Annotated in this window: 23 protein-coding genes; 16 read left to right on the top strand and 7 right to left on the bottom strand. The window is 61.5% G+C overall.

Features of this window, described 5'->3' with window-relative positions; translation table 11 throughout:
* Positions 1-57: 57 nt before the first annotated feature.
* The gene (locus E5720_RS22010) at positions 58-780 is read left to right on the top strand and encodes a hypothetical protein (protein ID WP_247595924.1); all 723 of its coding nucleotides are present in this window, start codon (positions 58-60) and stop codon (positions 778-780) included.
* Between the two features lie 13 nt (positions 781-793).
* On the opposite strand, the gene E5720_RS11480 is transcribed toward E5720_RS22010, so the two are convergent.
* Positions 794-1426: a methyltransferase domain-containing protein gene (locus E5720_RS11480; RefSeq protein WP_136170761.1), complete on the bottom strand. Its 633-nt coding sequence runs from the start codon at positions 1424-1426 to the stop codon at positions 794-796.
* 84 nt (positions 1427-1510) lie between these two features.
* On the opposite strand from E5720_RS11480, the gene E5720_RS11475 reads away from it, so the two are divergent.
* From E5720_RS11475 to E5720_RS11465, 3 genes are read left to right on the top strand one after another with little or no spacing between them, the layout of a single operon-like run.
* Positions 1511-2077: a sigma-70 family RNA polymerase sigma factor gene (locus E5720_RS11475; RefSeq protein ID WP_247595923.1), complete on the top strand. Its 567-nt coding sequence runs from the start codon at positions 1511-1513 to the stop codon at positions 2075-2077.
* Positions 2074-2352 (top strand): zf-HC2 domain-containing protein, encoded by a 279-nt coding sequence (locus E5720_RS11470; protein WP_136170760.1) that lies wholly within the window; start codon positions 2074-2076, stop codon positions 2350-2352. The genes E5720_RS11475 and E5720_RS11470 overlap by 4 nt, the downstream gene beginning before the upstream one ends.
* Entirely contained in the window at positions 2349-3797 is a 1449-nt protein-coding gene (locus E5720_RS11465; protein ID WP_247595922.1) for an FAD-dependent oxidoreductase, read from the top strand. The genes E5720_RS11470 and E5720_RS11465 overlap by 4 nt, the downstream gene beginning before the upstream one ends.
* On the opposite strand, the gene E5720_RS11460 is transcribed toward E5720_RS11465, so the two are convergent.
* Entirely contained in the window at positions 3769-4392 is a 624-nt protein-coding gene (locus E5720_RS11460; protein ID WP_136170759.1) for a CDP-alcohol phosphatidyltransferase family protein, read from the bottom strand. The two genes, E5720_RS11465 and E5720_RS11460, sit on opposite strands and share 29 nt — an antisense overlap.
* A complete protein-coding gene (locus E5720_RS11455; RefSeq protein WP_247595921.1) occupies positions 4389-5096 on the bottom strand; it encodes a TVP38/TMEM64 family protein in 708 nt (235 codons plus the stop codon). The genes E5720_RS11460 and E5720_RS11455 overlap by 4 nt, the downstream gene beginning before the upstream one ends.
* A 154-nt stretch (positions 5097-5250) precedes the next feature.
* Here E5720_RS11455 and E5720_RS11450 point away from each other — a divergent pair, with 154 nt between their 5' ends.
* The 4 genes from E5720_RS11450 to E5720_RS11435 are packed head-to-tail and all read left to right on the top strand — an operon-like array spanning position 5251 to position 9135.
* On the top strand, positions 5251-6513 hold the full coding sequence (locus tag E5720_RS11450) for an ABC transporter substrate-binding protein (RefSeq protein WP_168708336.1): 1263 nt from the start codon (positions 5251-5253) through the stop codon (positions 6511-6513).
* The gene (locus E5720_RS11445; RefSeq protein WP_247595920.1) at positions 6510-7343 is read left to right on the top strand and encodes an ABC transporter permease subunit; all 834 of its coding nucleotides are present in this window, start codon (positions 6510-6512) and stop codon (positions 7341-7343) included. The genes E5720_RS11450 and E5720_RS11445 overlap by 4 nt, the downstream gene beginning before the upstream one ends.
* Positions 7340-8110 (top strand): ABC transporter permease subunit, encoded by a 771-nt coding sequence (locus E5720_RS11440; RefSeq protein WP_136170758.1) that lies wholly within the window; start codon positions 7340-7342, stop codon positions 8108-8110. The genes E5720_RS11445 and E5720_RS11440 overlap by 4 nt, the downstream gene beginning before the upstream one ends.
* Positions 8111-8169: 59 nt before the next feature.
* Positions 8170-9135, top strand: a complete 966-nt coding sequence (locus E5720_RS11435) for an ABC transporter ATP-binding protein (RefSeq protein ID WP_168708335.1) — start codon at positions 8170-8172, stop codon at positions 9133-9135.
* 3 nt (positions 9136-9138) lie between these two features.
* Here E5720_RS11435 and E5720_RS11430 read toward each other — a convergent pair whose 3' ends face one another.
* Positions 9139-10587: a radical SAM domain-containing protein gene (locus E5720_RS11430; RefSeq protein WP_247595919.1), complete on the bottom strand. Its 1449-nt coding sequence runs from the start codon at positions 10585-10587 to the stop codon at positions 9139-9141.
* A 120-nt stretch (positions 10588-10707) separates the two neighbouring features.
* Between E5720_RS11430 and E5720_RS11425 the strand changes: the two genes are divergently transcribed.
* The 6 genes from E5720_RS11425 (at position 10708) to E5720_RS11400 (ending at position 16256) form a co-directional block, all read left to right on the top strand.
* A complete protein-coding gene (locus E5720_RS11425; protein ID WP_136170756.1) occupies positions 10708-11172 on the top strand; it encodes an SRPBCC family protein in 465 nt (154 codons plus the stop codon).
* A 57-nt stretch (positions 11173-11229) separates the two neighbouring features.
* A complete protein-coding gene (gene gluQRS / locus E5720_RS11420; protein WP_136170755.1) occupies positions 11230-12117 on the top strand; it encodes a tRNA glutamyl-Q(34) synthetase GluQRS in 888 nt (295 codons plus the stop codon).
* 58 nt (positions 12118-12175) lie between these two features.
* The gene (locus E5720_RS11415) at positions 12176-12907 is read left to right on the top strand and encodes a queuosine precursor transporter (RefSeq protein ID WP_136170754.1); all 732 of its coding nucleotides are present in this window, start codon (positions 12176-12178) and stop codon (positions 12905-12907) included.
* A gap of 127 nt (positions 12908-13034) precedes the next feature.
* Entirely contained in the window at positions 13035-13856 is an 822-nt protein-coding gene (locus E5720_RS11410; RefSeq protein WP_136170753.1) for an SDR family NAD(P)-dependent oxidoreductase, read from the top strand.
* A gap of 1 nt (position 13857) precedes the next feature.
* Positions 13858-14778, top strand: coding sequence for a ferritin-like domain-containing protein (locus E5720_RS11405; protein WP_136170752.1), 921 nt, complete (start codon positions 13858-13860; stop codon positions 14776-14778).
* A complete protein-coding gene (locus tag E5720_RS11400) occupies positions 14775-16256 on the top strand; it encodes an NAD(P)/FAD-dependent oxidoreductase (protein ID WP_210729853.1) in 1482 nt (493 codons plus the stop codon). The genes E5720_RS11405 and E5720_RS11400 overlap by 4 nt, the downstream gene beginning before the upstream one ends.
* A 20-nt stretch (positions 16257-16276) precedes the next feature.
* Here E5720_RS11400 and E5720_RS11395 read toward each other — a convergent pair whose 3' ends face one another.
* A complete protein-coding gene (locus E5720_RS11395) occupies positions 16277-16951 on the bottom strand; it encodes a hypothetical protein (protein WP_136170751.1) in 675 nt (224 codons plus the stop codon).
* Between the two features lie 49 nt (positions 16952-17000).
* Complete coding sequence (locus E5720_RS11390) at positions 17001-18407, bottom strand: glutamate decarboxylase (RefSeq protein ID WP_136172616.1); 1407 nt, start codon at positions 18405-18407, stop codon at positions 17001-17003.
* A gap of 427 nt (positions 18408-18834) precedes the next feature.
* Here E5720_RS11390 and E5720_RS11385 point away from each other — a divergent pair, with 427 nt between their 5' ends.
* Positions 18835-20577: an alpha/beta-hydrolase family protein gene (locus E5720_RS11385; protein WP_136170750.1), complete on the top strand. Its 1743-nt coding sequence runs from the start codon at positions 18835-18837 to the stop codon at positions 20575-20577.
* 36 nt (positions 20578-20613) lie between these two features.
* Here the strand turns inward: E5720_RS11385 and E5720_RS11380 are convergent, their stop codons facing one another.
* Entirely contained in the window at positions 20614-22509 is a 1896-nt protein-coding gene (locus tag E5720_RS11380) for an alkyl sulfatase dimerization domain-containing protein (protein ID WP_136170749.1), read from the bottom strand.
* Positions 22510-22762: 253 nt separating this feature from the next.
* Between E5720_RS11380 and E5720_RS11375 the strand changes: the two genes are divergently transcribed.
* Positions 22763-23506 (top strand): MerR family transcriptional regulator, encoded by a 744-nt coding sequence (locus E5720_RS11375; protein ID WP_136170748.1) that lies wholly within the window; start codon positions 22763-22765, stop codon positions 23504-23506.
* Position 23507: the final 1 nt, after the last annotated feature.

Here is a 23507-nt window from a genome sequence, read left to right as displayed (position 1 = left end):
GCCCCTGCGTATACCGTCGTGCACACGGAGTTTCCGACTGGCAAGGAGCGTCCTTCGATGTCCGATATCGACTTCTATTTCGATCCGGTGTGCCCTTTCGCATGGATGACCAGCAAATGGGTTCGTAAGGTTCAGGCGCAGCGTGATTACACGGTCGACTGGCGATTCATCTCCCTGCGCCTGCTCAATTCTCACATCGACTACGCGTCTCACTTTCCACCTGAGTACGAGGCCGGCCATACCGCAGGTCTACGACTGCTGAGGGCCGCCGCAGACATTCGTCGCGAGCACGGGCCCGCTGCGATCGGGCCACTGTATGCCGCCCTCGGTACGCAAATTTTCGATACCGATGTGGTGCCCGACGACGCTGCGAGCCACGGTTATCGCGGCACCGCGGCATTCCTGGCACCGATCCTCGAACAACTGGGCTTGCCGACTCGGCACACCGGCGCACTGGATGATTCCTCGTTGGACGAGGAAATTCGTGCCGAAACCGACCATGCGCTCTCGCTGACCGGCAAGGACGTCGGCACACCGATCATTGCCTTCGAGCCTCCGGACGGAGTTGCATTCTTCGGCCCGGTGATCAGCAGACTACCCAGCGATGAAGAGGCAGTGCCTTTGTGGGACAACGTGATCGGACTCGCACGCTTCCCAGGGTTCGCCGAAATGAAGCGCAGCATGCGTGAGCTTCCGCAACTGAAGGCTCTAGGTGTGCAGGAGGACGAAGTCGGCACGCAACAAGACTGGCACGCCGGTAGCCGACGTCAGAAGAAATGACTACCGGTGGCGGTCACATCGGGGGGACCGACCCGACGCGAACCTGGATGTGACCGCCGCGCACCGATGCCGACTGCACCGTGTCGAGTCGAGTGGGCATTGCAGTCCAGGGGTGAGCGTCGATGTCGGATCCACCGAGTCGGCACGCCAAGCGCGCCAGCGGTGTCCATAATTCTGCGCGTCCGACGGGTTTCTGCATGTCTACGACGGCCACGACTCCCCCTGCCCTGGTAGCGGAGATCATCGCATCGAGCGCGATCTGCCACTGCGCCATCAGCGACAACGCGTAGGTACTGATAGCCGCATCGAAGGGAACGTATTCTCCCAGGTCCACCGAATCGAGGGCGGTGGCGTCCGCGGAGATGAGGGTCACGTTCTCCCACCCAGCGGAGGTAGCGCGGCGTCTGGCCTGCTCGAGCATCTGCGGGCTGGCATCGACTCCGGTGATCGAACCTGCCGGCCCGATCCGGCGCTGCAGCGAAGCGAAGTTGAGGCCGGTTCCGCAGCCGACATCGAGGACATGACTGCCCGCTGGAAGAGCCATCAGATCGATCGCTGCCGTGCGACCAGCGCGATAGATCGGCCACTCGAAAGAAATGACGTCGTACATGCGCGCCGAGATTGTGTACGGCGTCGGCTTCTTCATCGGTCTGTCCATTTCGTCGAGGCCTTCAGGGGCACACTCTGTCGCTATGGGAACACCGCAGGACAGTCGAAGGGTTCCATAGCTGTGCCCGAAATCGAATCCGACGCCGTCAACGACGCTCAGGCACGTAATTTTCGTCTGTACGTCGAACCGGAGATCGAGGTGCTCTTGCGCGTTGCCGCCACGTTGACTCGGCCCTCGCAAGCCGAGGACCTCGTGCAGGAGACGCTCATACGTGCGTGGCGCAGCGTCGACAGCTTCGACGGGCGCCACCCTCGGGCCTGGTTGCTGACCATTCTGCGCAACACCAACATGAATATGCACCGACGGCAGCGGCCGGACACATTCGCCGAGCTCGGCGACTACCTGTCCACCCGGCCGGCGTTCGGTGTCGAGGAACTCGGAACCGAGGAGAGAGTCATGACATCCATCTTGTCCGACGACCTCGAGCGGGCAGTCGGGTCGCTGGACCCGAAATTCCGGACGGTTCTGTTACTGATCGACGTCGATCAACTTACCTACGCCGAGGCCGCGAACGTTCTGGACGTCCCGGTCGGAACGGTGATGTCCCGATTGAGCCGAGCCCGTGATCGGGTTCGACGTCGGCTACGTCCCACATTCGCCGCTGCCACCGGAAAGGGAAAGCCATGATGAAGACCGCGCGGATGATGCTCACCTGCCATTGGTCGGCTCGACGATTGCAGCGTTATCTCGACGCCGACCCGTCGGGCCGCCTCGATCCCACCGAAGTGCGCAGGATCGAGGCGCACCTTGCCGTGTGCGCCAGATGCCGGGCCGCCGAGGGCGAGTTCCGTCAGATCGATACGGCGTTGTCCAGGTGGACGGTACGGACGGTCCCCGACGAGAAGAGCGTCGAGCATGCTCGAAAATTCGTGGATCGACTTACCCGAGGTGACATGACATGAGTTCGATGCCGACCGAAGCCGATGTTCTCGTGGTGGGCGGCGGAACAGCAGGCATCGTTGCAGCCAAGACTGCTGCTGGCTTCGGCGTGCGCGTCGTACTGATCGAGCGGGAGCGGCCCGGCGGTGATTGCCTGTGGACCGGGTGCGTGCCGTCCAAGGCATTACTCGCGGCGGCATCGACAGCTGCCACGATCCGGGACGCGCGCTACTTCGGGATCGACGCCGGCGAGCCGCGCGTGGACTTTCCCCGTGTCATGGCGCACGTTTCCCGCGCCATCGCTGAGATCGCCCCGATCGATTCTCCGGAAGCGCTCACCGAAGCGGGGGTGACCGTCGTCGCCGGTGATGCCGTGTTCACCGGACCCGGCACCGTGGCCGTCGGATCGGGGTCCTTGCGTTTCGGCCAAGCCATCATCACCACCGGTGCCAGTCCATCGATACCGCCGATCTCAGGATTGGACTCGACGGACTACCTCACCAGCGAGACACTGTGGTCCCTGACCTCGCTGCCGGAACGACTACTCATCATCGGGGCCGGCACCGTCGGCTGCGAAATGGCTCAGGCCTTTGCCCGACTCGACTCGATTGTCACCCTCGTCGGTCGGGCCGAGACCATTCTTCCGAGGGAGGACGCCTCGGCATCGGCAGTACTGTCCGCAGCGCTCACCGGCGAGGGAGTACACATTCTGACCTCTACGACGGTAACCCGAATCGACGACGGGGAGGCCATCACCGATTCCGGTCTCACGTGTACGTTCGACGAAGTCCTCGTCGCCACCGGACGTACTCCTCGAACCACGGGGTTGGGCCTGGACGCCGCCGGGGTGTCATTGAAAGAGCGCGGTTACGTCGTGGTCGACGATCATCTCCGCACCACTAATCCCCGCATCTGGGCCGCCGGAGATCTGACCGGTCACCCACAGTTCACTCACGTGGCAGGGATGCACGGCAGCCTCGCGGCGAGCAACGCCGTACTCGGTGTGCTCCGAAAGATCGACAAGACCGGCACTCCGCGCGTCACCTTCACCGATCCCGAAATCGCCTCTGCTGGAATCGATGTGCGCACAGCGAAGCGTATCCCCGGGTTGCGATTGCAGACACTCGGGCACGAAGACGTCGACCGCGCGGTCACCGAGGGCAAAACCACCGGCTTCACGACGCTGGTACTCGACGGCAAGCGCCGCATCGTCGGTGCCAGCGTGGTGGGGCCACGGGCGGGCGAAACCATCGGCGAACTGATTCTCGCCGTCAGGCAGGGCCTGCGCACTCGCGATCTCGCGGGTGCCACCCACCCGTATCCGACGTACAACGACGGGCCGTGGAACGCTGCGGTCGGCGACGTCCGTTCGCAGTTGAGCACTCCCGTCGTATCGCGAGCGCTGAACACCCTCGCGAAGGCCCGAGTTAGGTGGATCGTCAGGAGAGAGCGCGGTAGCCGGCAATGATGCGTTGACCCGAACTGACCGCTACCACCGCCGCCCATACCGTTGCGATCTGCCAGGACACTGCTGGGAACAGCAGCCAGAGACTGTGCACGGCAATCGTTTCCGCTCCTTCGGCTAACCCGCCCAGAAATGACAGCGAGCGGCCGTCGTCGAGTGTTCTGCTCGTTCTTTCAGCGATGGAGGAGAACGCGAGAAAGGCTGTGCCGTTGATGTAGTACGCCAGCAACACCAGTAGAAACGGCCACCACGGGGCGTCGTAACCGGCCGACGCACCGACCGCGACGCCCACGGCCGTGGTCCCGTAGACGGTGAAATCCGCTGTGATGTCGAAGAACCCGCCTGCACCGGAGGTTGGTCCGCCACCGCGGAGTCGTCTACGGGCCAGTGGTCCGTCGAGTCCGTCGGCAAGGCGCGAGAGGATCCACAGTGCCAACGCGAGTAGCCAGAACTGCAGCCCAGCGGCCACTGCGCTGCCCAGTCCCAGCAGCAGACCGACCGCGGTGATTCGGTCCGGGGTGACCTGGCTGATGTCGAGGATTCGTGCACACCGATCCAGCGGCCCCTCGAGCTTGCGACGCAGATAGCTGTCGATCATGGGGCCGCGATGCCGTCGAGATGTGGGCCGTTGGGTTCCGGATCACTCTTCAGGGCGAAACGTTTGGCAGCTAACGACGACCCGACGCCGATCACGAGGACGGCCACCAGCGCAGCGGCGAACGGCCAGGACAGCGGAGAGGTTCCGTACGCGCCGAGGGCGGTGAAACCGACAGTGGCCGGGATGATGCCGACCGCCGTGCCGAGCAGGTAATCACGCTGGCCCACGGCGCTGATACCCGCCGCATAGTTGACGACCGAAAATGGGAACACTGGGATCAAGCGGACGATGAACACCGACATCAAACCGCGTCGCCCGAGCATGGCGTCCAGCCTGCGGAGCTTGCCCCACTCCGAGCGTGCAACCGATCCACGGCCGAGCGCACGCGCCGCCCAATAACCCACATAGGCGCCTCCCGTTGCAGCCACGACCACCACCGTTGCACCGACCGCCAACCCGAACAGCAATCCGGAAGCGATGGTGAGGGCGCTCGCTGGGAACGGCGTCGCCGACAGCACGACATACAGAATTACGAACGCAACGATCCCCCACGCACCTGCGTCCGCGACCAGGGTTCGGATCGACTCCGGGTCCGGAAGGTCCACAGTCGCGGCCACGATGACGACCACCATGATCACGGCGGCAGCAGCTGCCAGCTTGATCGCGGTGGAGCGGCTACGTGCCGGTCGGGGGTCCTGATTCACAATTGCTACCTCTCGTGCTCGACACCCAAAACAGTTCATCTACGACGGGAAGTCCTCGACTACCCCAGTGTGTTCCCCTATCACCGGATTCGACCGATTACCGTGGATCAGGCAGCGTCGACTCTGTCTGCATCCTCGGACCAGGAGGCCCACGTTGTTTTCTCGATCTCATACCCGTCGACCGAGAAAGTACGCGTTCGCGGCCCTTGTGGTTGCCGCGAGCGTGGGGTTGGTCCTGTCCTCGTGCGCAGCCCCGTCGTCCGACGCGCCGGTCGCCGAGGAACTGTCCTGGAGCGAGATCGAACAGCAAGCGCAGGGGAAAACAGTCTCACTGTGGATGTACGGCGGTGACGAACAGGGCAATACGTACGTCGACAACGTCCTCACCCCCGCCGCCGCAGCCGCAGGGGTCACGCTGCGTCGTGTGCCCGTCGAATCCACCACCGACGCCGTCAACCGGATTCTCTCCGAGCGGCAAGCTGGTGTCACCGATGGAGAGGTCGACCTGGTGTGGGTCAACGGCGCAAATTTCGGGACCGGTCAGCAGGCAGGCGCGTGGCTCTGCAATTGGACACAACATCTACCGAACATGGAGTACACGGACCCCGAGGATCCGCTGCTGAGCAGCGATTTCGGTACGCCGGTGAACAACTGCGAAGCACCCTGGCACAAGGCGCAGTTCACGCTCGTCTACAACTCGGCGGCAATAGCGGACCCGCCCCGCACTTTGGACGAAGTATTCGACTGGGCCGAGGCCAACCCCGGCCGCTTCACTTATCCCGCACCGCCGGATTTCACCGGTTCGGTATTCGTCCGCGAGGCACTGGTGAACCAGTCCGGCGGCGTCGACAAGGTGCCCGCCCAGTTCGATCAGGACACCTACGATTCTCTCGCGCCGGCCGTGTTCGATCGGCTCAACGCCCTTGCACCGTCGCTCTGGCGCGGGGGCACCACATATCCGCAGTCATCGAGCGAACTCGACGACCTGTACGCCGGTGGGCAGGTCGACATGACCATGACCTACGGCCCCGCAACGCTGCCACAACTTGTCGCCGACGGCACCTATCCCCCCGAGACGCGCATCCTGACCCTCGATGAGGGCACCGTCGGTAATGCGAGCTTCCTGGCGATCCCGTCGACGTCGGGGGAGTCCGCGGCAGCGCAGGTCGTCGCCAACATCGCACTGTCACCGGAGCAGCAGCTCGCCAAATCCGAACCAGATGTATGGGGCCAGTTCACAGTGCTGGACACTTCCCGCCTGACACCGGAAGTCAGGGCGCAGTTCGAGGCGCTCCCGGCCTCCCCTGTCCTCCCGCCATACGAGGAACTCTCGGCCAACGCTCATCCCGAACTGGCCGCGGGGTGGGTCACGCCGCTGGACGAGGGGTGGCGGCGATCCGTTCTCGCGGGGCAGTGAGCCAGCGAAAGGTACGCAGCACCCTCTGGGTGCTTCCAGCGGTGATTCCGGTTTTACTGGTGGTCGGCGGTGGCCTCGGAGCTGCCCTGCTGCAGAGTCTCGGTCTGATGCCTCTGGTGGGACGGCCCGCACTCACCCTCGATGCCTACTCTGCCCTCGGTGGAGATCTCTGGAGTTCTCTCGCGCTTACTCTTGCCGTCGCGACAGTCTCGACTTTGCTGGCTACATTCATCGGTCTTGCAGCGGCATCGACGGTGCTGTCCGGTAACCGAACGGTGTTGATCGCCGCGGCGCTGACGTTGGCCGTACCCCATCTGATCGGTGCGGCCGCCATGGGTTTGCTGCTCGCCGACTCAGGACTACTCCCACGCGTCTTCGGGCTCACCGACGGCGGATGGTCGGAGCTTGTCGGTGGACGCTGGTGGATTGCCGTCGCACTCGAATACGCGTGGAAGGAATCGGCTTTCGTCGCCATCGTCGTGGCCGGCACCCTGGCAACTCGGGTGGCAGGATTCGACGAGACAGCGGCCACTCTCGGTGCGGGACGATGGGCACGCTTCCGCTTGGTCACGCTGCCGCTGCTGCGGCCGGCTCTGGCAGCGTCGGCTGCGATAACCTTCACCTACACCGTCGGGTCCTACGAAGTAGCCCGAATTCTCGGTCGACCCTATCCGGAACCATTGTCCGTCATGGCAATTCGATTGTTCACCTCCATCGACCTCGCTGCCCGTCCCCAAGCTGCGGCCGCTGCGATGGTTGCCGCCGCACTGGCGATTGTCGTGGCCGCGGTCGCGCTCAACTATCTCCGCAGATCGGCGGTCTGGAAATGACGGCGACGCGGCCCGCGGGGCGGTTACTTCTGGTGGTGTGGTTCGTGCTGCCGCTCATCCCGATAGCTCTGTGGGCGGTGAGCAATCAATGGTCGTTTCCCGCTGTGCTGCCGCAGGAATGGGGAGTGGACGGAGTGCGTAGCGCCGTCGCGGCAGGCGGAACAGAAGCCTTCATGAGATCTACGGGTCTCGCCCTGACTGTCGCCGCGATCGCAACGCCGTTAGGAGCATTCGCGGCCCGGGCCCTCGCGCGTGGCGATGTGCACTTCCCTGGCGTCGTCGCGGCAATACTGTTCGCTCCGCTGGCACTGCCACCCTTCGCGGTAGCGCTAGGTTTGAATGTAGTGATTCTGCGTGCACGAATTCCGAGCACGCTCGCGGTGATCGTGCTGCTCTCCGTGGCCGCGATTCCCTACACCACATATCTGATGCGAGTGGCCGTCGGTGCATACGACTCACGGTACGAGGAGGAAGCGCGAATGCTCGGTGCTTCGAAGTCGATGGTCCTGTGGCAGATCAGAATTCCGTTGCTGGCGCCGGCACTGTCCGGATCCGCCTTGCTCGCTTTTCTCGTGGGATGGAGCGACTACGTGATCACGTTGTTGGTCGGCGGTGGCAGGCTGGTGACGGTGCCGATATTGGTAGCCTCGTTCGCTGCAGGGACCGGAAACGACGCCGTCGTGGCGGCCCTGTCGATCGCAGCCATAGTGCCCCCTCTCGTGCTGATTGCGCTGCTCTCGCGTCTCGGAAGGAGGACGGCCCGATGAGCGTCGAACTATCGGTTCACAGACTCACCAAAGTTCATTCAGGCCAAACGAGTTCAGCATTGACATCGTTGAATCTGACTGTTCGACCAGGTTCGTGCACGGTGATACTCGGCCCGTCCGGTTCTGGCAAGAGCACTGTACTTCGGTTGATCGCCGGCCTCGATGCACCGACGACGGGAACCATCTGCATCGATGGCGTCGACGTCACCGAGATCCCGGCCGAGGAACGTGGCGTCGGGATGGTGTTCCAGCGCCCGATGCTCTTTCCGCACATGTCCGTCGTCGACAACATCGGCTTTGCTTACCGCGCCGCAGGCCACAAGCGGAGTCATGCCCGCGAACAGGCGCACAGGTACCTCGAGCTGGTCCATCTCGGTGACATCGGCGATCGATCGGTATCCGACATCTCGGGTGGTCAGGCACAACGAGTGGCGTTGGCCAGGTCCCTCGCCGGTTCACCGCGGGTGCTGCTCCTCGACGAGCCTTTCAGTGCGCTCGATCCCCTACTGCGCACGGAGATGCACGACCTCGTTCGGGAGCTTCGCACCGAACTCGACCAAACGCTCGTACTGGTCACTCACGATCAGCAGGAAGCTGCGGCACTGGCCGATTCGGTAGCCGTACTCATCGACGGCGAATTACAACACCATTCCGACGTCGCATCCGCCTACACCCGACCCAGCACACTCGCCGTCAACCGTCTCATGGGCGGACTCAACGAGATCGAGGGACACCTCGCCGGCGGCGTTCATCGTTCCGCTATCGGAGATTTCGAGGTCGATGTTGCCTCCGGCGACGGGTCTGCGGTGCTTCTACTGCGCCACGAAATGATCCGTGTGGTGGACACTTCCGAGGTTCGCGGCGTTGTAGCGGCACTGCGTCCAACCGGCTTCCGGAGCATCGCCGACGTGAGAATCGGCGGGGGGAGCGTCAAGGTCGAGCTACCCGCCGGGGCGAGGACTCGGGTGGGCGAGGAGATTTCATTGGAGATTCCGCCCCAGGCGAGGGCTGTGGTTTTTCGCTGATCCTCAGCCACAGCATCCGGGGGAATCTGCCACCGTCAAGGGAAGCAGTCGGCGTAGTTCCTGATTCTCACCCGGATCGAGCACCGAATGTTGCACGCACGCCGGCACCAGTTCACCGGTCTCGGGATGTGCCATCGAGTAGGTGCATGCCGCCAACCTATCCTGCGTTTCGCGCAGTGCAGGATCGGAAGAAACCTGACCATCCTGCATCAATTTCCATGCGGGGGCAACATTTTCGGCATCCATGAAGCGGTGCACGACGAACGTCATCGGGCGCACTTCCCTCCGGAGCAAAGCTACCGACAGCACTCGCGGCCCGCCGCATCGCCGCAGAACGCTCGCAGCCCACTTCACCGCCACGACAACACCGTGCGGATGACCCACCAGCACTCGGAGCAATTTCAGAACCAAGGTCAGCGGAGCCGAGCCACCGAAGTTCACCCCGCCCAGATGGGTGAAGAATTCTTCGCGGGCACGCTCCTCGACCTTCGACGTCACCTCGAGAAACGGATGCCACCGAAGACCGACCATGAATCCCAATGCGGTTCGGTTACAGCGTGGGTCACCGAACTGGATCGCCTCGTACGAAATAGGTTGTCCCATACCGCGTTCGATTTGCTTCCAGACCGTGTCGATGTCGATCTCACGGTAGTCACCGTGCCACCGTCGCTCGTCGCCGACGAACGCCGCGGGCTGGAAAGAGACCATCGAGTAGCCGCCCATATCCACCACTTCGCCGACGACAGCTGCGACCTCGTCGATGTTGTCCGGGGTGACGGTCATGTTGTGCGCGAGGTACGACGCAATGCCGTGTTCGCTTTTCAACCGAGTGAACATCTCTGCGAATCGGCGGCGATAGGGCGTGAGCTCGGCTTCCGTTCGCGGACGCGGGATTCCGCTTCGCCCACGCATCAGCTTGTCGAAATGCGCAGCGAAGGAGACTCGCCCGAACCTGGCGTTGCCGTCGGCATCGAGGACGACGGCCTGCAGATACTCGTAGTCGAAGTCCCCATGTGTGAACGACATCGGCTCGCGTCCGTAGTCCCGCATGATCTGCAACGCTGCAGCGTGGTCGTCGGGGGCCAGCAAGCTGACCTCCCCGCCGATCAACTGTGCGTGTGCCCGCGGGCCTCGGCGCGATGCCAGGAATTTCAGTTGCGCCCTTATCTCACGGAGGGTGTGCTCGCCGTCGACGCGGACTTTGTTCGCATCGGCGCTGTGGTAGCACGGGCTACAGGTGAGATTGCACTTCGGAAACACTCCGTGAGTGCCCTCGCATCCCACCGCATGCCGACCGAGCGTCTGAGCCGGTGTTCGTGCCGCCGTGGGTAGAGCCGCCCACCTTGCGTCCAACGCAGCTCGGGTTCTCGGGTCGACCGGCCGGTAGCGAAGCTCGAGCCGACGCGCGTAAGCCCGGGCCTTCTTCCACACTCTCGGCCTCGGTGTCTTCACAGTCAGGTACCCCGATGTGGACTGTTCATCCTTCCAGTGTGCGCGAACATGAGACGGTCACGGCGACATCCGGAGGCGGCCGAGGTTGCCGAGTCAATGAACCTTCGGCATGGTGGAGGTATGACCGACAACGCAAAGATCACTGTCGAACGCACCATCGAGGCTCCCGTCGACGCGGTATTCGATGTCCTGTCCAATCCCGAGCGACATCAAGCGCTCGACGGCTCCGGTTTCATTCGCGGCGTGGACCATGCCGACCGGATCCAGAAGGTCGGCGAGGTGTTCACGATGAACATGGCGGGCGACCACATGGGCGGCGATTACCAAACCGACAATCATGTTTCGGGATACGCGAAAGACAAGTTGCTGGCCTGGAAGACCGCACCCGCGGGCACGGAGCCTCCCGGATGGGAGTGGCTGTGGGAGCTGGAGTCGCAGGGGCCGAACGAGACCTTGGTGCGCCACACCTACGACTGGTCGAAAGTGACCGATAAGAAATTGCTCGAGCAGGTCAAGTTTCCGCTCGTCACCAAGGAGCAGCTGACGGACACGCTCGGTCGATTGGCCGCCGAAGCTACTTCCTGATCGATCCCCGACTCGACCGGGCTTCGTCGATCGATGCACCGAAACTAGAGTGGTCTCATGAGCACGGGTGCAGGACGTTTCGCTCCCAGTCCGTCGGGAGATCTACACCTGGGCAATCTGCGCACTGCGCTTCTGGCCTGGTTGTTCGCCCGATCGACCGGTCGGAATTTTCTGATGCGGATGGAGGATCTCGATCGCGTCCGCCCCGGCGCCGAGGAGCGTCAACTCGCCGACCTGCATGCGATAGGCCTGGACTGGGACGGCGCTGTCGTCCGCCAGTCTCAGCGCACCGCGTTGTACGAGAACGCGATCACTCGGCTGCAGGAGTCGGGGCAGACCTACCAGTGCTTCTGCACCCGCAGAGAGATTCTCGAGGCGGCATCGGCGCCGCACGCCCCGGACGGCGCATACCCGGGGACGTGCCGAAACCTCACCTCGATCGAGAAGACGTCGGTGTCGCGCTCTCCCGCGCTGAGATTGCGGTCCGAGGTGACCGACTTCTCTGTCGACGACGCGTTACTCGGCCGCTTTCACGGGATCGTCGACGATTTCGTGCTCCGCCGAGCGGACGGTGTTGCGTCGTACAACCTTGCTGTCGTCGTCGACGATGGCGAGCAGGGCATCGACCAGGTTGTGCGTGGTGACGACTTGTTGACGTCCTCGCCGCGCCAGGCCTACCTTGCTTCTCTGCTCCAATTACCCACTCCCACTTATATGCATGTGCCGCTCGCACTCAATGCTCAGGGGCGCAGGCTCGCCAAACGCGATGGTGCGGTCACCCTGGAGGATCAAGCTGCGCTCGGCCTGGGCCCGCACGATGTACTCGCAGTTCTGGCGCAGTCGATCGAGATGGCCGGCCCGAACGAACCGGTCACGACAGCCGAGCTGCTGACACGCTGGGACCCTGACTCGCTGCCACGTACGCCGTGGATATTGGAGACATAAGGGATATTCTCTCGGCAGTGATTCGGACCTGGGGATTGCGCGTGTTTGGATAGGGCACGTGACAGCTCCGCAGACCCCAGACGAACCCGATACCGTAGCGCAGTTCGCGCACGTGAGCCGTGGTTACTATCCAACGATCGTGGCCTTGTTCGTGGCGACCCTGATCATCTCGAATGTGTCCGCCAGCAAGGGCGTCGCATTCTTCGGTGACAGCGACGTCTTCCTCGGCCCCTTCCAGATTCTCCCGATCAATACCGACGGGGCGTTCTTCCTGTTCCCCTTGGCTTACATCCTCGGCGACGTGCTCAGCGAGGTGTATGGGTTCAAGGCGACAAGGCGCGCCATCTACCTCGGCTTCGGGTCGATAATCCTTGCCGCAGTCTGTTTCTGGCTCACCATCGAACTTCCTGCCGCCAGCTTCTACGAAAATCAGGAATCGTTGGAAACCGTCGTCGGTGTGGTTCCGCGGTTGGTCGTGGCCGGGTTGGCCGGCTATTTCGTAGGCCAGATGCTCAATTCACTCGTGCTCGTGGCCATCAAGGAGCGCACCAAAGAGAAACACCTCTGGGCGCGCCTCATCGGTTCGACCATCGTCGGTGAATTCTTCGACACTCTTATCTTCTGCTCTATCGCGGCCGGGGTCATCGGGATCAGCACCTGGGCGGACTTCATCAACTATGTCATCGTCGGATTCCTGTGGAAGACGATTGCCGAGATCATCGTCATGCCGATCACGTACCGGGTGATCTCCTACATCAAGAAGCGCGAGCCCAGCTACAGGGTCGTGTAATCGGCCTGCAGATCTACCGACGAAGAGGGCCCGACCATTGCTTGGTCGGGCCCTTTCTTTCGCCCAACACCAAGCCGTTGCCTACCGGGCCATTGACAAATGGCGTGGTCCGTACGATTCTCTTCGTATGACCTCGTCCTACAACTCTCGTGCCGTCGTAACCGGCGCGGGGAGCGGCATCGGCCGCGCTTTCGCCATCGAACTGGCTGCTCGCGGCGGAGAGGTGATCTGCGCCGACATCTCGCTCTCTCGGGCCCAAGAAACTGCGGCGATGATCGACGGTTACGCGGTAGCCTGCGACGTCGCCATCCGCGAACAGGTCGAAGAATTAGCGCTCTTCGCCGAGCTGACCTTCGGAAGTGCACCCACCCTGGTCGTCAATAACGCCGGCGTCGGCATCGGCGGAAAGCCCGTCGGCAGCATCGGTTTCGAGGACTGGAACTGGGCACTCGGAATCAACCTGTGGGGTGTCCTCCACGGCTGCGAAGTCTTCCTGCCCGCAATCGAAGCCGCAGGCGAAGGCGGTTTCATCAACGTCGCCTCGGCCGCCGGATTTGCCGCTGCCCCGTTCATGGCGCCCTACAACGTCGGCAAGGCCGCGGTCATTTCACTGTCGGAAACGATGGCCGCCGAACTATCCGGCACCGGCGTGAAGGTCACCGTTCTGTGCCCGACGTTCGTCAAAACCAACGTCGCCGTCGACGGTCGGATCACCGGCGCGGCATCGACATTGGCCGAGAACCTCATGCACTCGACCGGTTTCACGCCCGGCAAGATCGCCGTCGACACCCTGAACAAGTACGACCGCGGACGCCTGTACGTCGTCCCTCAGCTCGACGCCAAGGTCATCTGGCGCCTCAAACGAATCGCTCCAGCTCTCTATACCCGCGCCCTCGGGTTGCTGGGACGGCTGGCACCACAGGAAACCACCGAGAAGGCAGGAGTTTGACATGGCATTCGATTTCGAGGACATGCTCGTCAAGATCAAGGACAAGCAGTGGGCGTTGGTCGACATCGACTGGGATGCGCCGGGAGCGGAGACGATCGGTCCCGAACTCTGGACCAAGCTCAAGCCTTTCATGTCCGACCTGATGTGGATCGAAAATGTCGGAGCCCGCGGGTTCGCCGCGATGGCGACGAAAGCCCCCACCGAGACCCTGAAAGAAATCTACACCTACTTCCACGCGGAGGAACAGAAGCACGCGAATGCCGAACTCGCGCTGATGAGGCGCTGGGGGATGCTCGACGGTGACGAGATTCCCCAGCCCAACATCAACGTCAAACTTGTCATCGACTGGCTCGACAAGTATTCGGACCAGACCTCGCTCGCCGTTCTGGGTACGGTGATCCCGATGCTCGAAGTTGCTCTCGACGGTGCACTGGTGAAATTCATCGTCGACGAGATCGACGACCCGGTCTGCCAGGAGGTGTTCAAACGAATCAACTCCGACGAATCACGGCACCTCGCAGTCGATTTCCAGGTGATCGAACTTCTCGGTCACGCCAAGATGCGCAGAATCCTCGTCGAGACCGTCGGGGCGTGGATGAAACCTTCACTGATCATCGGCACCCTCCGATATATCCCGCTGCTCAACAAGATGCGAGACAACATCGTGGACATGGGTGTCGACGAGCAACGGCTGTACTCCGCTATGGGCCGATTCAAAAAGGTCGGGGAAAGAAGCGAATTCCCCAGGCGTCTACCCATGTACCGGTTCATCACCTGGCATTCCGGGGTGGTAATCGACCGAGCCCACCCGTACCACAAGCTCGCCGACGGCCTTGTCCGCCTCACTTCGAAATACCCCAAGCGGTTGCTACGCCCCCAGCCGACCTGGTCCAAAGAACTCACCTACGAGCCTGTCGCGTGAACGAGACGTTGAATGTTGCCATCATCGGCGGTGGCTTCGCAGGAATCGGCACTGCAATCCGGTTGAAGCAGAAAGATGTCGAAGACTTTGCGCTTCTCGAGCGAGGCACTGCGGCCGGCGGCACATGGCGCGACAACACCTACCCGGGTGCCGCGTGCGATATCCCGTCGCGGCTGTACTCGTACAGTTTCGCTCCCAATCCCGACTGGTCGCACACATACTCGGGAAGCGCGGAGATCCTCGGGTACATCGAGCACATGGTCGAAGAGTTCGACCTGCGGCCACATTTTCGATTCGGCCACAACGTCATCGACGTGCGCTGGAATGACGCAACGTCGCTGTGGGACATCACCTTCGACGCCCAACCGCCAATGCATGCTCGCACCGTCGTCATGGCGTCGGGACCCTTGGCCAATGTGAGCTTTCCGGCAATCAGAGGTCTCGACACCTTCACCGGCCACAAGATCCACAGTGCCCGCTGGGACCACGATTACGACTTCACCGACAAAAAGGTCGCCGTCATCGGCACCGGCGCGTCCGGTGTCCAGATCGTCCCCGAGTTGGTCAAAGTTGCCAAGTCGGTCAAAGTCTTTCAGCGCACGCCAGGGTGGGCATTGCCCCGAGTCAACTTCGAGACGAGGCAGACCACCAAGGACCTCTACCGACGTTTTCCCACAGCGCAGACAGCAGCACGGAAGGCCTGGTTCTGGGGCCACGAGTCCGTCGCTCTGGGTGTGGTGTGGAATTCTCCCCTGACTCGCGTCGTGGAAGCCGTCGGGAAAGTGCACTTGCGACGCCAGGTCGAAGACCCATGGCTACGTCGCCAACTCACCCCGGATTTCAGAGCGGGTTGTAAGCGGTTGCTGATGACGAGTGAGTTCTACCCGGCATTGCAGAAGGACAATTGCACGCTCGTCACCTGGCCGATCGCCACACTGGCGCCTGACGGCATCAGGACGGTAGAAGGTATCGAGCACCAAGCCGACGTCATCGTGTTCGCGACGGGTTTCGACGTGTGCAAGACGGGCACCCCCGTTCCGATCCGAGGCAGGGGCGGGCGAGTGTTGGCCGACGAGTGGAGCGGTGGGGCAAAGGCATACAAGTCCGTTTCGGTAGCTGGATACCCGAACATGTACTTCACGTTCGGCCCCAACTCCGGTCCCGGACACAGCTCGGCGTTGGTCTACATGGAGGCCCAGATCGATTACCTCGTCGAAGCGATTTCGCACGCGTTAGCCCGTGATCTCGTCCTCGATGTCCGAGAGGACCGCCAGCAGGAGTACAACGAGGACCTGCAGCGACGCTTGCAGAAAACGACCTGGAACTCCGGTTGCTCCAGTTGGTATCTCACCGAGGACGGCTTCAACGCAACGATGTTCCCCGGGTTCGCCACGCAGTACGTCGGGCAATTGAGGGCCGTCGATTACGAGGATTACTCCGTGAGCGAGTGCCGGCCTCTCTCGCGGTCATCTAGGTGAACTTCTAAGTGAACACAGCATCACGTAGTCGAATTTTTGCCTCGACTCCACATGGGCAATACGAGGAACGATGCGAAGAAGAAGCACAACGCACCGACGAAGGTGCCGGAGTTGGCGAGGGTCGAGTCGACCGTGGCACCGTCCGGGGTGACGAAGGCAGCCACCGCGGAGACGCCGAATGCGAGACACCCGATCAAGTTGATCTGCCCGGACCACCAGTCGGCCGCGCTCGGGTCCCAGAACTTTCGGGCGTGGGTATAGGCGATGATCACCAGTACCCCGCTGATGAGGAAAGCGACCGAGCCTCCCGCATCCGGACTCCAGACGAGGCGTTCCTCTTGGGTGACCGAGCTCGGCTTCAGGGCCGCGGTGGTGCTGACGTTGAAAAGTAGCGTTCCTGCGAATTGAGTTGCCGCGGCCAGCCACTCGAGCCGGACCATGTCATCTGAACTACCGGAAACTTTCGTCTTGACCGCACCGCTTCTGAGTAGCTGAATAAATCCGGCAGAGGTGAAAAACCACGCGCCGATGAAGAAGCACACGTTGGAAACCGAGGCACCGGCCCAGGCGCCGAAACCCGGTACCGCCCCCAATGCGAACAGTGACGATCCGATCATGAAGCCCCAGCACTGCTTTCGCAGAGTCGGCGTCAAGATCGCGGCGTGCCAACGTGGTGTTTCCGCAGCAATACTCATGCAACCTTCGATTCGTTTCCACGCACCACCACCGGACGACTTGCCACGCTCAGTGGTGGAAGTGGGATCCTTCGCCCACTCGCGGCATAGGCACAGTGAGGCTGTCGAGAAAAGTAACCTCCCCTTCGAGGTCTCTGAACAGTGCGTCTGCTAGATCTTCGCTCAACCCGACACGTACCACGATGCGCTGAACTGTCATCTCGCCCAGATTGTCGGCCATCGGATAGGCAGGAACGAGCCATCCCTTCATCCTCAACCGATCGGAGAGGTCGTACAGATTCCACTTGTCGGTATACCCCTCTTTCAAGCGCCAAGCGAAGACCGGGATGGTGTCCCCCTTGCTGACCAGTTCGAAAGCATCAAGTCGCGCAATCTTCGACGAAAGATGCTGTGCCACATCGAGCGAACCCTGCTGCACCTGCCGAAATCCCCTGAACCCCAATCGGAGGAACATGTAGTACTGCAGCAATACCTGAGCTCCTGGACGCGAGAAGTTCAGCGCCAAGGTCGGCATGTCTCCCCCGAGGTAGCTGCAGTGGAAGACCATGCTCGCGGGCAAGGCTTCTTCATCGCGCCACACGATCCAGCCGACGCCGGGGTACACGAGGCCGAACTTGTGCCCGGAGGTGTTGATCGACGCCACCCGGGTTACTCGGAAGTCCCACTCGAGATCGGGCTGACAGAACGGGGCAATCATGGCGCCGGATGCGCCGTCGACGTGGATCTGAACGTCAAGCCCGGTGTCGGCTTGAATTTCGTCGAGCTTCTTGGCGATCTCGGCGACCGGCTCGTACATGCCGGTGTAGGTCTGCCCCATGATCGCGACCACGCCGATCGTGTTCTCGTCTACATACTTCTCGAGTTCGTACCCGTCGAGAACCATGTGGTCTTTGCTGATCGGAACCCACCGCGGTTCCACCTCGAAGTAATTGCAGAACTTCTCCCAGCACACTTGAACTGCAGTGGACAGCACGATGTTCGGGGTCTCGGTCGACTTGCCCTCCGCTTTACGACGACCTTGCCAACGCCGCTTGAGTGCGAGTCCGCCGAGCATGCACGCCTCCGAGGAACCGATCGTCGACGTACCAATAGCGTTGTCGATGTCGGGACTGTGCCACAGGTTGCCCAATATCTTCCAGCAGCGCTCCTCGATTGCAGCTGTTTGTGGGTACTCGTCCTTGTCGATCATGTTCTTGTCGAAGGTCTCGCTGTAGAGCTTCTTGGCCTCGTCGTCCATCCAGGTACTGACGAAGGTGGCGAGATTCAGACGCGCGTTGCCGTCGAGCATCGCCTCGTCGTGCACGATCTGATACGCCGTCTCCGGCAGGCTCATGTCGTCTGGAATCCTGAATTTTGGTAACTCGGTGGCCTCACCCGGCCTGACGAACACTGTGTTCATAGAGAGCACGTCACCGAGGTTGGTGTTTTGTCGAGCATTGGTGTGATGTTTGGTCATGACTTCCTTCTTTCGCTCGTACCAGAGCTCTGTCTGTTCAGACATCAGAAGCTAACCAAAAACACAGTTCACTAGTAGGTCAGTCTGTGAAATCGGATAGAAGTGTTCAACAAGGTTCAGTGAATTCTTTCACCGCTGTCCGTCGCGGGGACGAACTTTCCGGTGTGCACGAAAACTCGGATCTGGCCATGAAAGGCATCGTATGTCGATGCTGAACGAGATGGGTCGATTTTTCGCTTTCCAGTCTTCGGATGCGGGGTAAAGTCCGAACCACCACATTCCTTCTCAGTCTGGGGACGGTTGGCGCCGCCTTGCCGTCGGGACACCCGTGCAATTGCCCTTCTATCCGCTTTATGCCCATTGCTGAGCCAACCGTCACCTCCGAACCAGCACGACGATATACGCGCGATCGATCAGGAGCCAAGAGATGCCCGCCTCCACAGAAGAAGCTCCGAACGCAGAGCACTCGCCCCTCGATGAAAGCAACTCACCACCGAACAAGGTTCGCTTCGGACGAGTTCGACACTGGCTGGCCAGGTTCAATCCGATAGGTCTGATATTCGCCCTGGCGTTCTACTGCTGGTCGATGTCCCCGTCACTGCTACCGCGCCCCTGGAGCCTCCAGGCCGTGGCCAGCGGAGTGAGTGCGGCGATCGGCTACGGTTTAGGAGTCTTGGTTCTTTGGCTCCTCCACAAATGTGGTCTGACCCGACAGTGGACACCGCGATGGCAGCGGGCCGGTTGGATAACGATCGGAATCGTGGCTCTGGTCCTGATCCCCACCTTCCTCGTACTCGGATCATGGTGGCAGGACATCTCCCGCGAACTGGTTGGTATCGAGCCTGGCAGCAACTGGGACTACTTTGGAGTATTTGCCGTCGGCGCAGTGGTCTTCCTGCTCTGCTTACTCATCGGACGCGGACTTCGGCAGCTCGTGCACCTACTCGACCGATTCGTCGATCGATTCCTACCCGCACCCATTGCGCTGGGCGTCAGTGCGCTCGTCGTAACTGTGATCGTGGTGCTCATGATCGAAGGCATTCTCTCGACGGGAATTGCGCGTATCGCCAATGGTTCTGCCGCCGTAGCAGACAAGGGCACAGCCGACGGAGCGGTTCAGCCTACTTCGCCAGAACGCTCAGGGTCTCCGGAGTCGCTCGAGAGCTGGGATTCGCTCGGGCGTGAAGGCCGGACGTTCGTGGCAGACGGACCGGACGCGGCACAAATCACCGAAATTACGGGAGCTGCTGCACTCGAGCCGATCCGGGTGTACGCCGGTCGAGTTTCGGTAGACGCCGATGGTCTCGACGAGAGCCGAAACGTCGTCGACTCACTTGCCGACAATGTTGTCGCCGAGCTCGACCGAACCGGCGCGTTCGATCGAGAGTATCTTGCCGTGGCCACCACCACCGGGCGTGGTTGGGTGAATCAGAATGTGGCGGCATCACTCGAATACCTGTCCGGCGGCGATTCTGCGATTGCGGCGATGCAGTACTCGTTCCTGCCGAGTCCCTTGGCATTCCTTGCGGATCGGAAGACACCCAAGCTTGCCGGGCGCGCGTTGTTCGAAGCGGTGTACGCCCGTTGGAGCAAGCAACCCCCTGAGCAGCGGCCCAAGCTATTGGTGTTCGGGGAGTCCTTGGGTTCGTATGGCGCGCAGGACGCATTCTCCGGCGCCCAGGACATCATTGCCCGAACTGACGGCGCCCTGTTCGTGGGCACCCCCAATTTCACCGAGCAGTGGCGGCAGATCACCGATTCCCGAGATCCCGGTAGTCGTGAAATCCTGCCTGTTATCTACGGTGGCGAGAATGTGCGCTTCGCCTCGACTCCCGCCGACCTCGATGCACCGGGCCTCGGCGAGTGGGATTCGCCGCGCATCGTGTACTGGCAGCATGCCAGCGATCCCATCGTGTGGTGGTCCCCGAGTCTGCTCCTCAACAAACCCGACTGGCTCGACGAGCCACGGGGCGAGGACATCGACAAAGGCATGACCTGGGTGCCATTCGTCTCGTTCTGGCAGGTCACCCTGGACATGGTGTTCGCTGCCGAGGTTCCTTACGGCCACGGCCACGCCTACGGCCCAGAAGCTGTCTACTTCTGGAACCAGATCCTCGACATTGATAACCAGGAACTGTCGGACCGTATTTTTACGGAGCTCGATAACTGAGCAGCGTAGATATTCTTTCTGACACGCAACTCGAAGTCACGGCGTCACTATCGCAAAGTTCGGATCGGGCGCGTCGAGGTAACTTGCCAATTCCGCAAGCTGGCTCGGATCGCCGTCGACGCGAACCTTTCCGTCCGAGATCATTGCACTGAGGTCCATCCCGCCGAGCAATATACCGATCAGGTCAGGCCGGGTCAGGTGGAAAACGGTGTCTCCGCGGGTTGCATCGTGATCGAGATCGAAGTGAACCAAAAGGCCGTTACGCAACGCCGTTCGGTGCACCAACTCTTCGTCCGTGACGTCCCAGTCCAGCACGATGTCGGCGGACCATGCCCGCGGGCCGTCGACACGTAGTGCGATGGCGTCGAAAATCTGCCCGACCGTGAGCGCGCCGAGGATGTCGGGGGCAGCAGCGATGATCGGTGTGCCGACGTTGCCACGCCTCAACTCGTATGCGCCCATCAGGTAGAAATTGCGCCAAGTGCCGTTCTCACAGCCGAATCCGAGCTGTTCGAAGGTATCGGCCTGAAGAGTACGGGCGTCGGAATTGTCCGGCTCCGCGAACAGTACATAGTTCAAAACCTGCGCGGTCCAGCGAAAGTCGCCACTATCGAACGTCTCTCGCGCCTTCCGGAGTACTTCCGCGGAACCACCCATGAAGTCGACATGCCGTACTGCGGAGTCGACGGGAGTGTGCTCCCACAGCAAAGCTGGATTGCCCTCGAACCATCCCATGTATCGCTGGTAGATCGCTTTGACATTGTGACTGACCGATCCGTAGTAACCCCTGGTGTGCCAGGCGCGAGCTATGGCTGGAGGCAACTCGATTTCTTCAGCGATCTCGGTACCCGTCAACCCCTGATTGATCCGCCGCACCGTCTGGTCGTGAAGATATCCGTACAGATCGCGTTGGAGTGCCAGAAATTCGGTCAGCCGCTCCGTCCCCCAGGTGGGCCAATGGTGCGAAGCGAACAGCACATCGGACTTGGATGCATACCGATTGATCGCTTCGGTGAGGTATCCCGACCACACGTGCGGATCACGCACGAGTGCGCCACGCAACGTCAACAGGTTGTGCAGAGTGTGGGTTGCGTTCTCTGCCATGCACAGGGCGCGCAGATCCGGGAAGTAGAAGTTCATCTCCGCCGGAGCCTCGGTTCCCGGCGTCAGCTGAAATTCGATCCGGACGCCGTCGATCGTCTCCATATGACCTGACCGGTCGATGGAGACAGTCGGCGAAATCAGCGTCGGTGTACCTGTCGACGTCGTCAAACCAAGACCTGCCCCCACCGCCCCCAGAGGATTACGAGGTAGCGCAGCTCCATACATATAGGCGGCACGGCGAGCCATTGCTGTTCCCGCATAGACGTTCTCCTCCACAGCGTGTTCGACGAATCCGGCAGGCGCCAATACCGGGCACCGGCCGGCCTCGACGTCCTCCACGGTGGTGACACCCTTGATACCGCCGAAATGGTCGATGTGGCTGTGACTGATGATGACACCGGTGACAGGCCGTTGGCCGCGATGGGCCCGGTAGAGAGCGAGTCCTGCCGCTGCTGTCTCCGCCGAGATCAGCGGATCGATGACGATAACCCCCGCATCTCCTTCGATCAACGTCAGATTCGAAACATCCAGACCTCGGATTTGGTACACCCGATCGCACACTTCGAACAAACCCTGTTTGGCGCACAGCTGCGATTGACGCCACAAGCTGGGATGCACTGTCGGTGGACACGCGTCTTCGAGGAACGCGAAAGAATCGCAGTCCCAGACAACAGACCCGGCAGCATCGGTGATGGCGCCGGGCTGTAGCGCCGCGACGAACCCCCGGTCTGCATCCGCGAAGTCCTGCTCGTCGGAGAACGGCAGCGTGCGCAATGCGTCTTCGTGCACGGCTCGCACCGTTGGAGTAGCTCCGGTATCAGTGGACATAGCTTCCTTTCGGTCCGCCCGTCTCCTGCTTCCGTAGGACCTCGACCGTGGTGATGGCATACCTGTGCGGTCGCGACCGAAGAGTGAAACAGGACCTCGTTCGACACTACGAACTGCGGAGGATCGCCACCTCACACCATTCGGGTGACCTGAGATCGATACCACCGGCAACTACTCATCACAGGCATCGACCTCCGCAGAAGTCAGCCGCGCTACGGTATACAAAGCAGTCGGGTAAGCGAAAGGATCTTCGGTGGAGTATCGGATCGACGATCTTGCGCATGCCGCGGGCACGACCTCCCGTAACGTCCGGGCATACCGTGAGCGGGGACTTCTTCAGCCGCCGGAAAAACGCGGGCGCGTCGGGATCTACGACGACTCACATCTCGCACGATTGCGGCTCATCGATCTCCTTCTGCAACGTGGATTCACCACCAGCCATATCAGCGACTTCATCACCGGCTGGGAGAACGGCAAGGATCTCGCCGAAGTACTCGGCTTGCAGAATGCAGTAACCGAGCAATGGTCGAAAGACGACACCGTCGAGGTTCCACTCTCGCTCGTCGACGAATTCCTGGGCGGCAGTGACCAACTGACGCGCCTACAGTCACTCGGCCTTGCACGAGTCGAGGGCGACACCTGCGTTTTCACCGATCCGGAACTCCTCGGAAGTTTCTCGTCACTGTCCGAGTACGGTTTGACGATCGGTCAGCTCATCGACGTCCACGAGCGCATTCACGCCGCCGTCGACGGCATCGCCAAAGATATGATCGGTACCGCAAAGAAACACATCACCGACGTGCACGGCGAAGGCTGGCTGCCGGGTGACGATGAAGTCGGTGCCACTGCGGACATGCTGGTCAAGATGCGTGAGCTCGCCGTTCATTCGGTGAACGCGACCCTCGCGCGAGCGCTCGACGAGAACCTCGGGCGCGAACTCGGTGACTACCTCGCCCAAGCTATGCAACAAAAAGCTGAGCATCAGGACCAGGCGTGAT

It is taken from the genome of Rhodococcus sp. PAMC28707 (assembly GCF_004795915.1).
In the GTDB taxonomy this organism is placed as follows: Bacteria; Actinomycetota; Actinomycetes; order Mycobacteriales; family Mycobacteriaceae; genus Rhodococcoides.
Note: the sequence above shows the minus strand (reverse complement) of the source record. Positions and strands in the feature narration are given on the sequence as shown.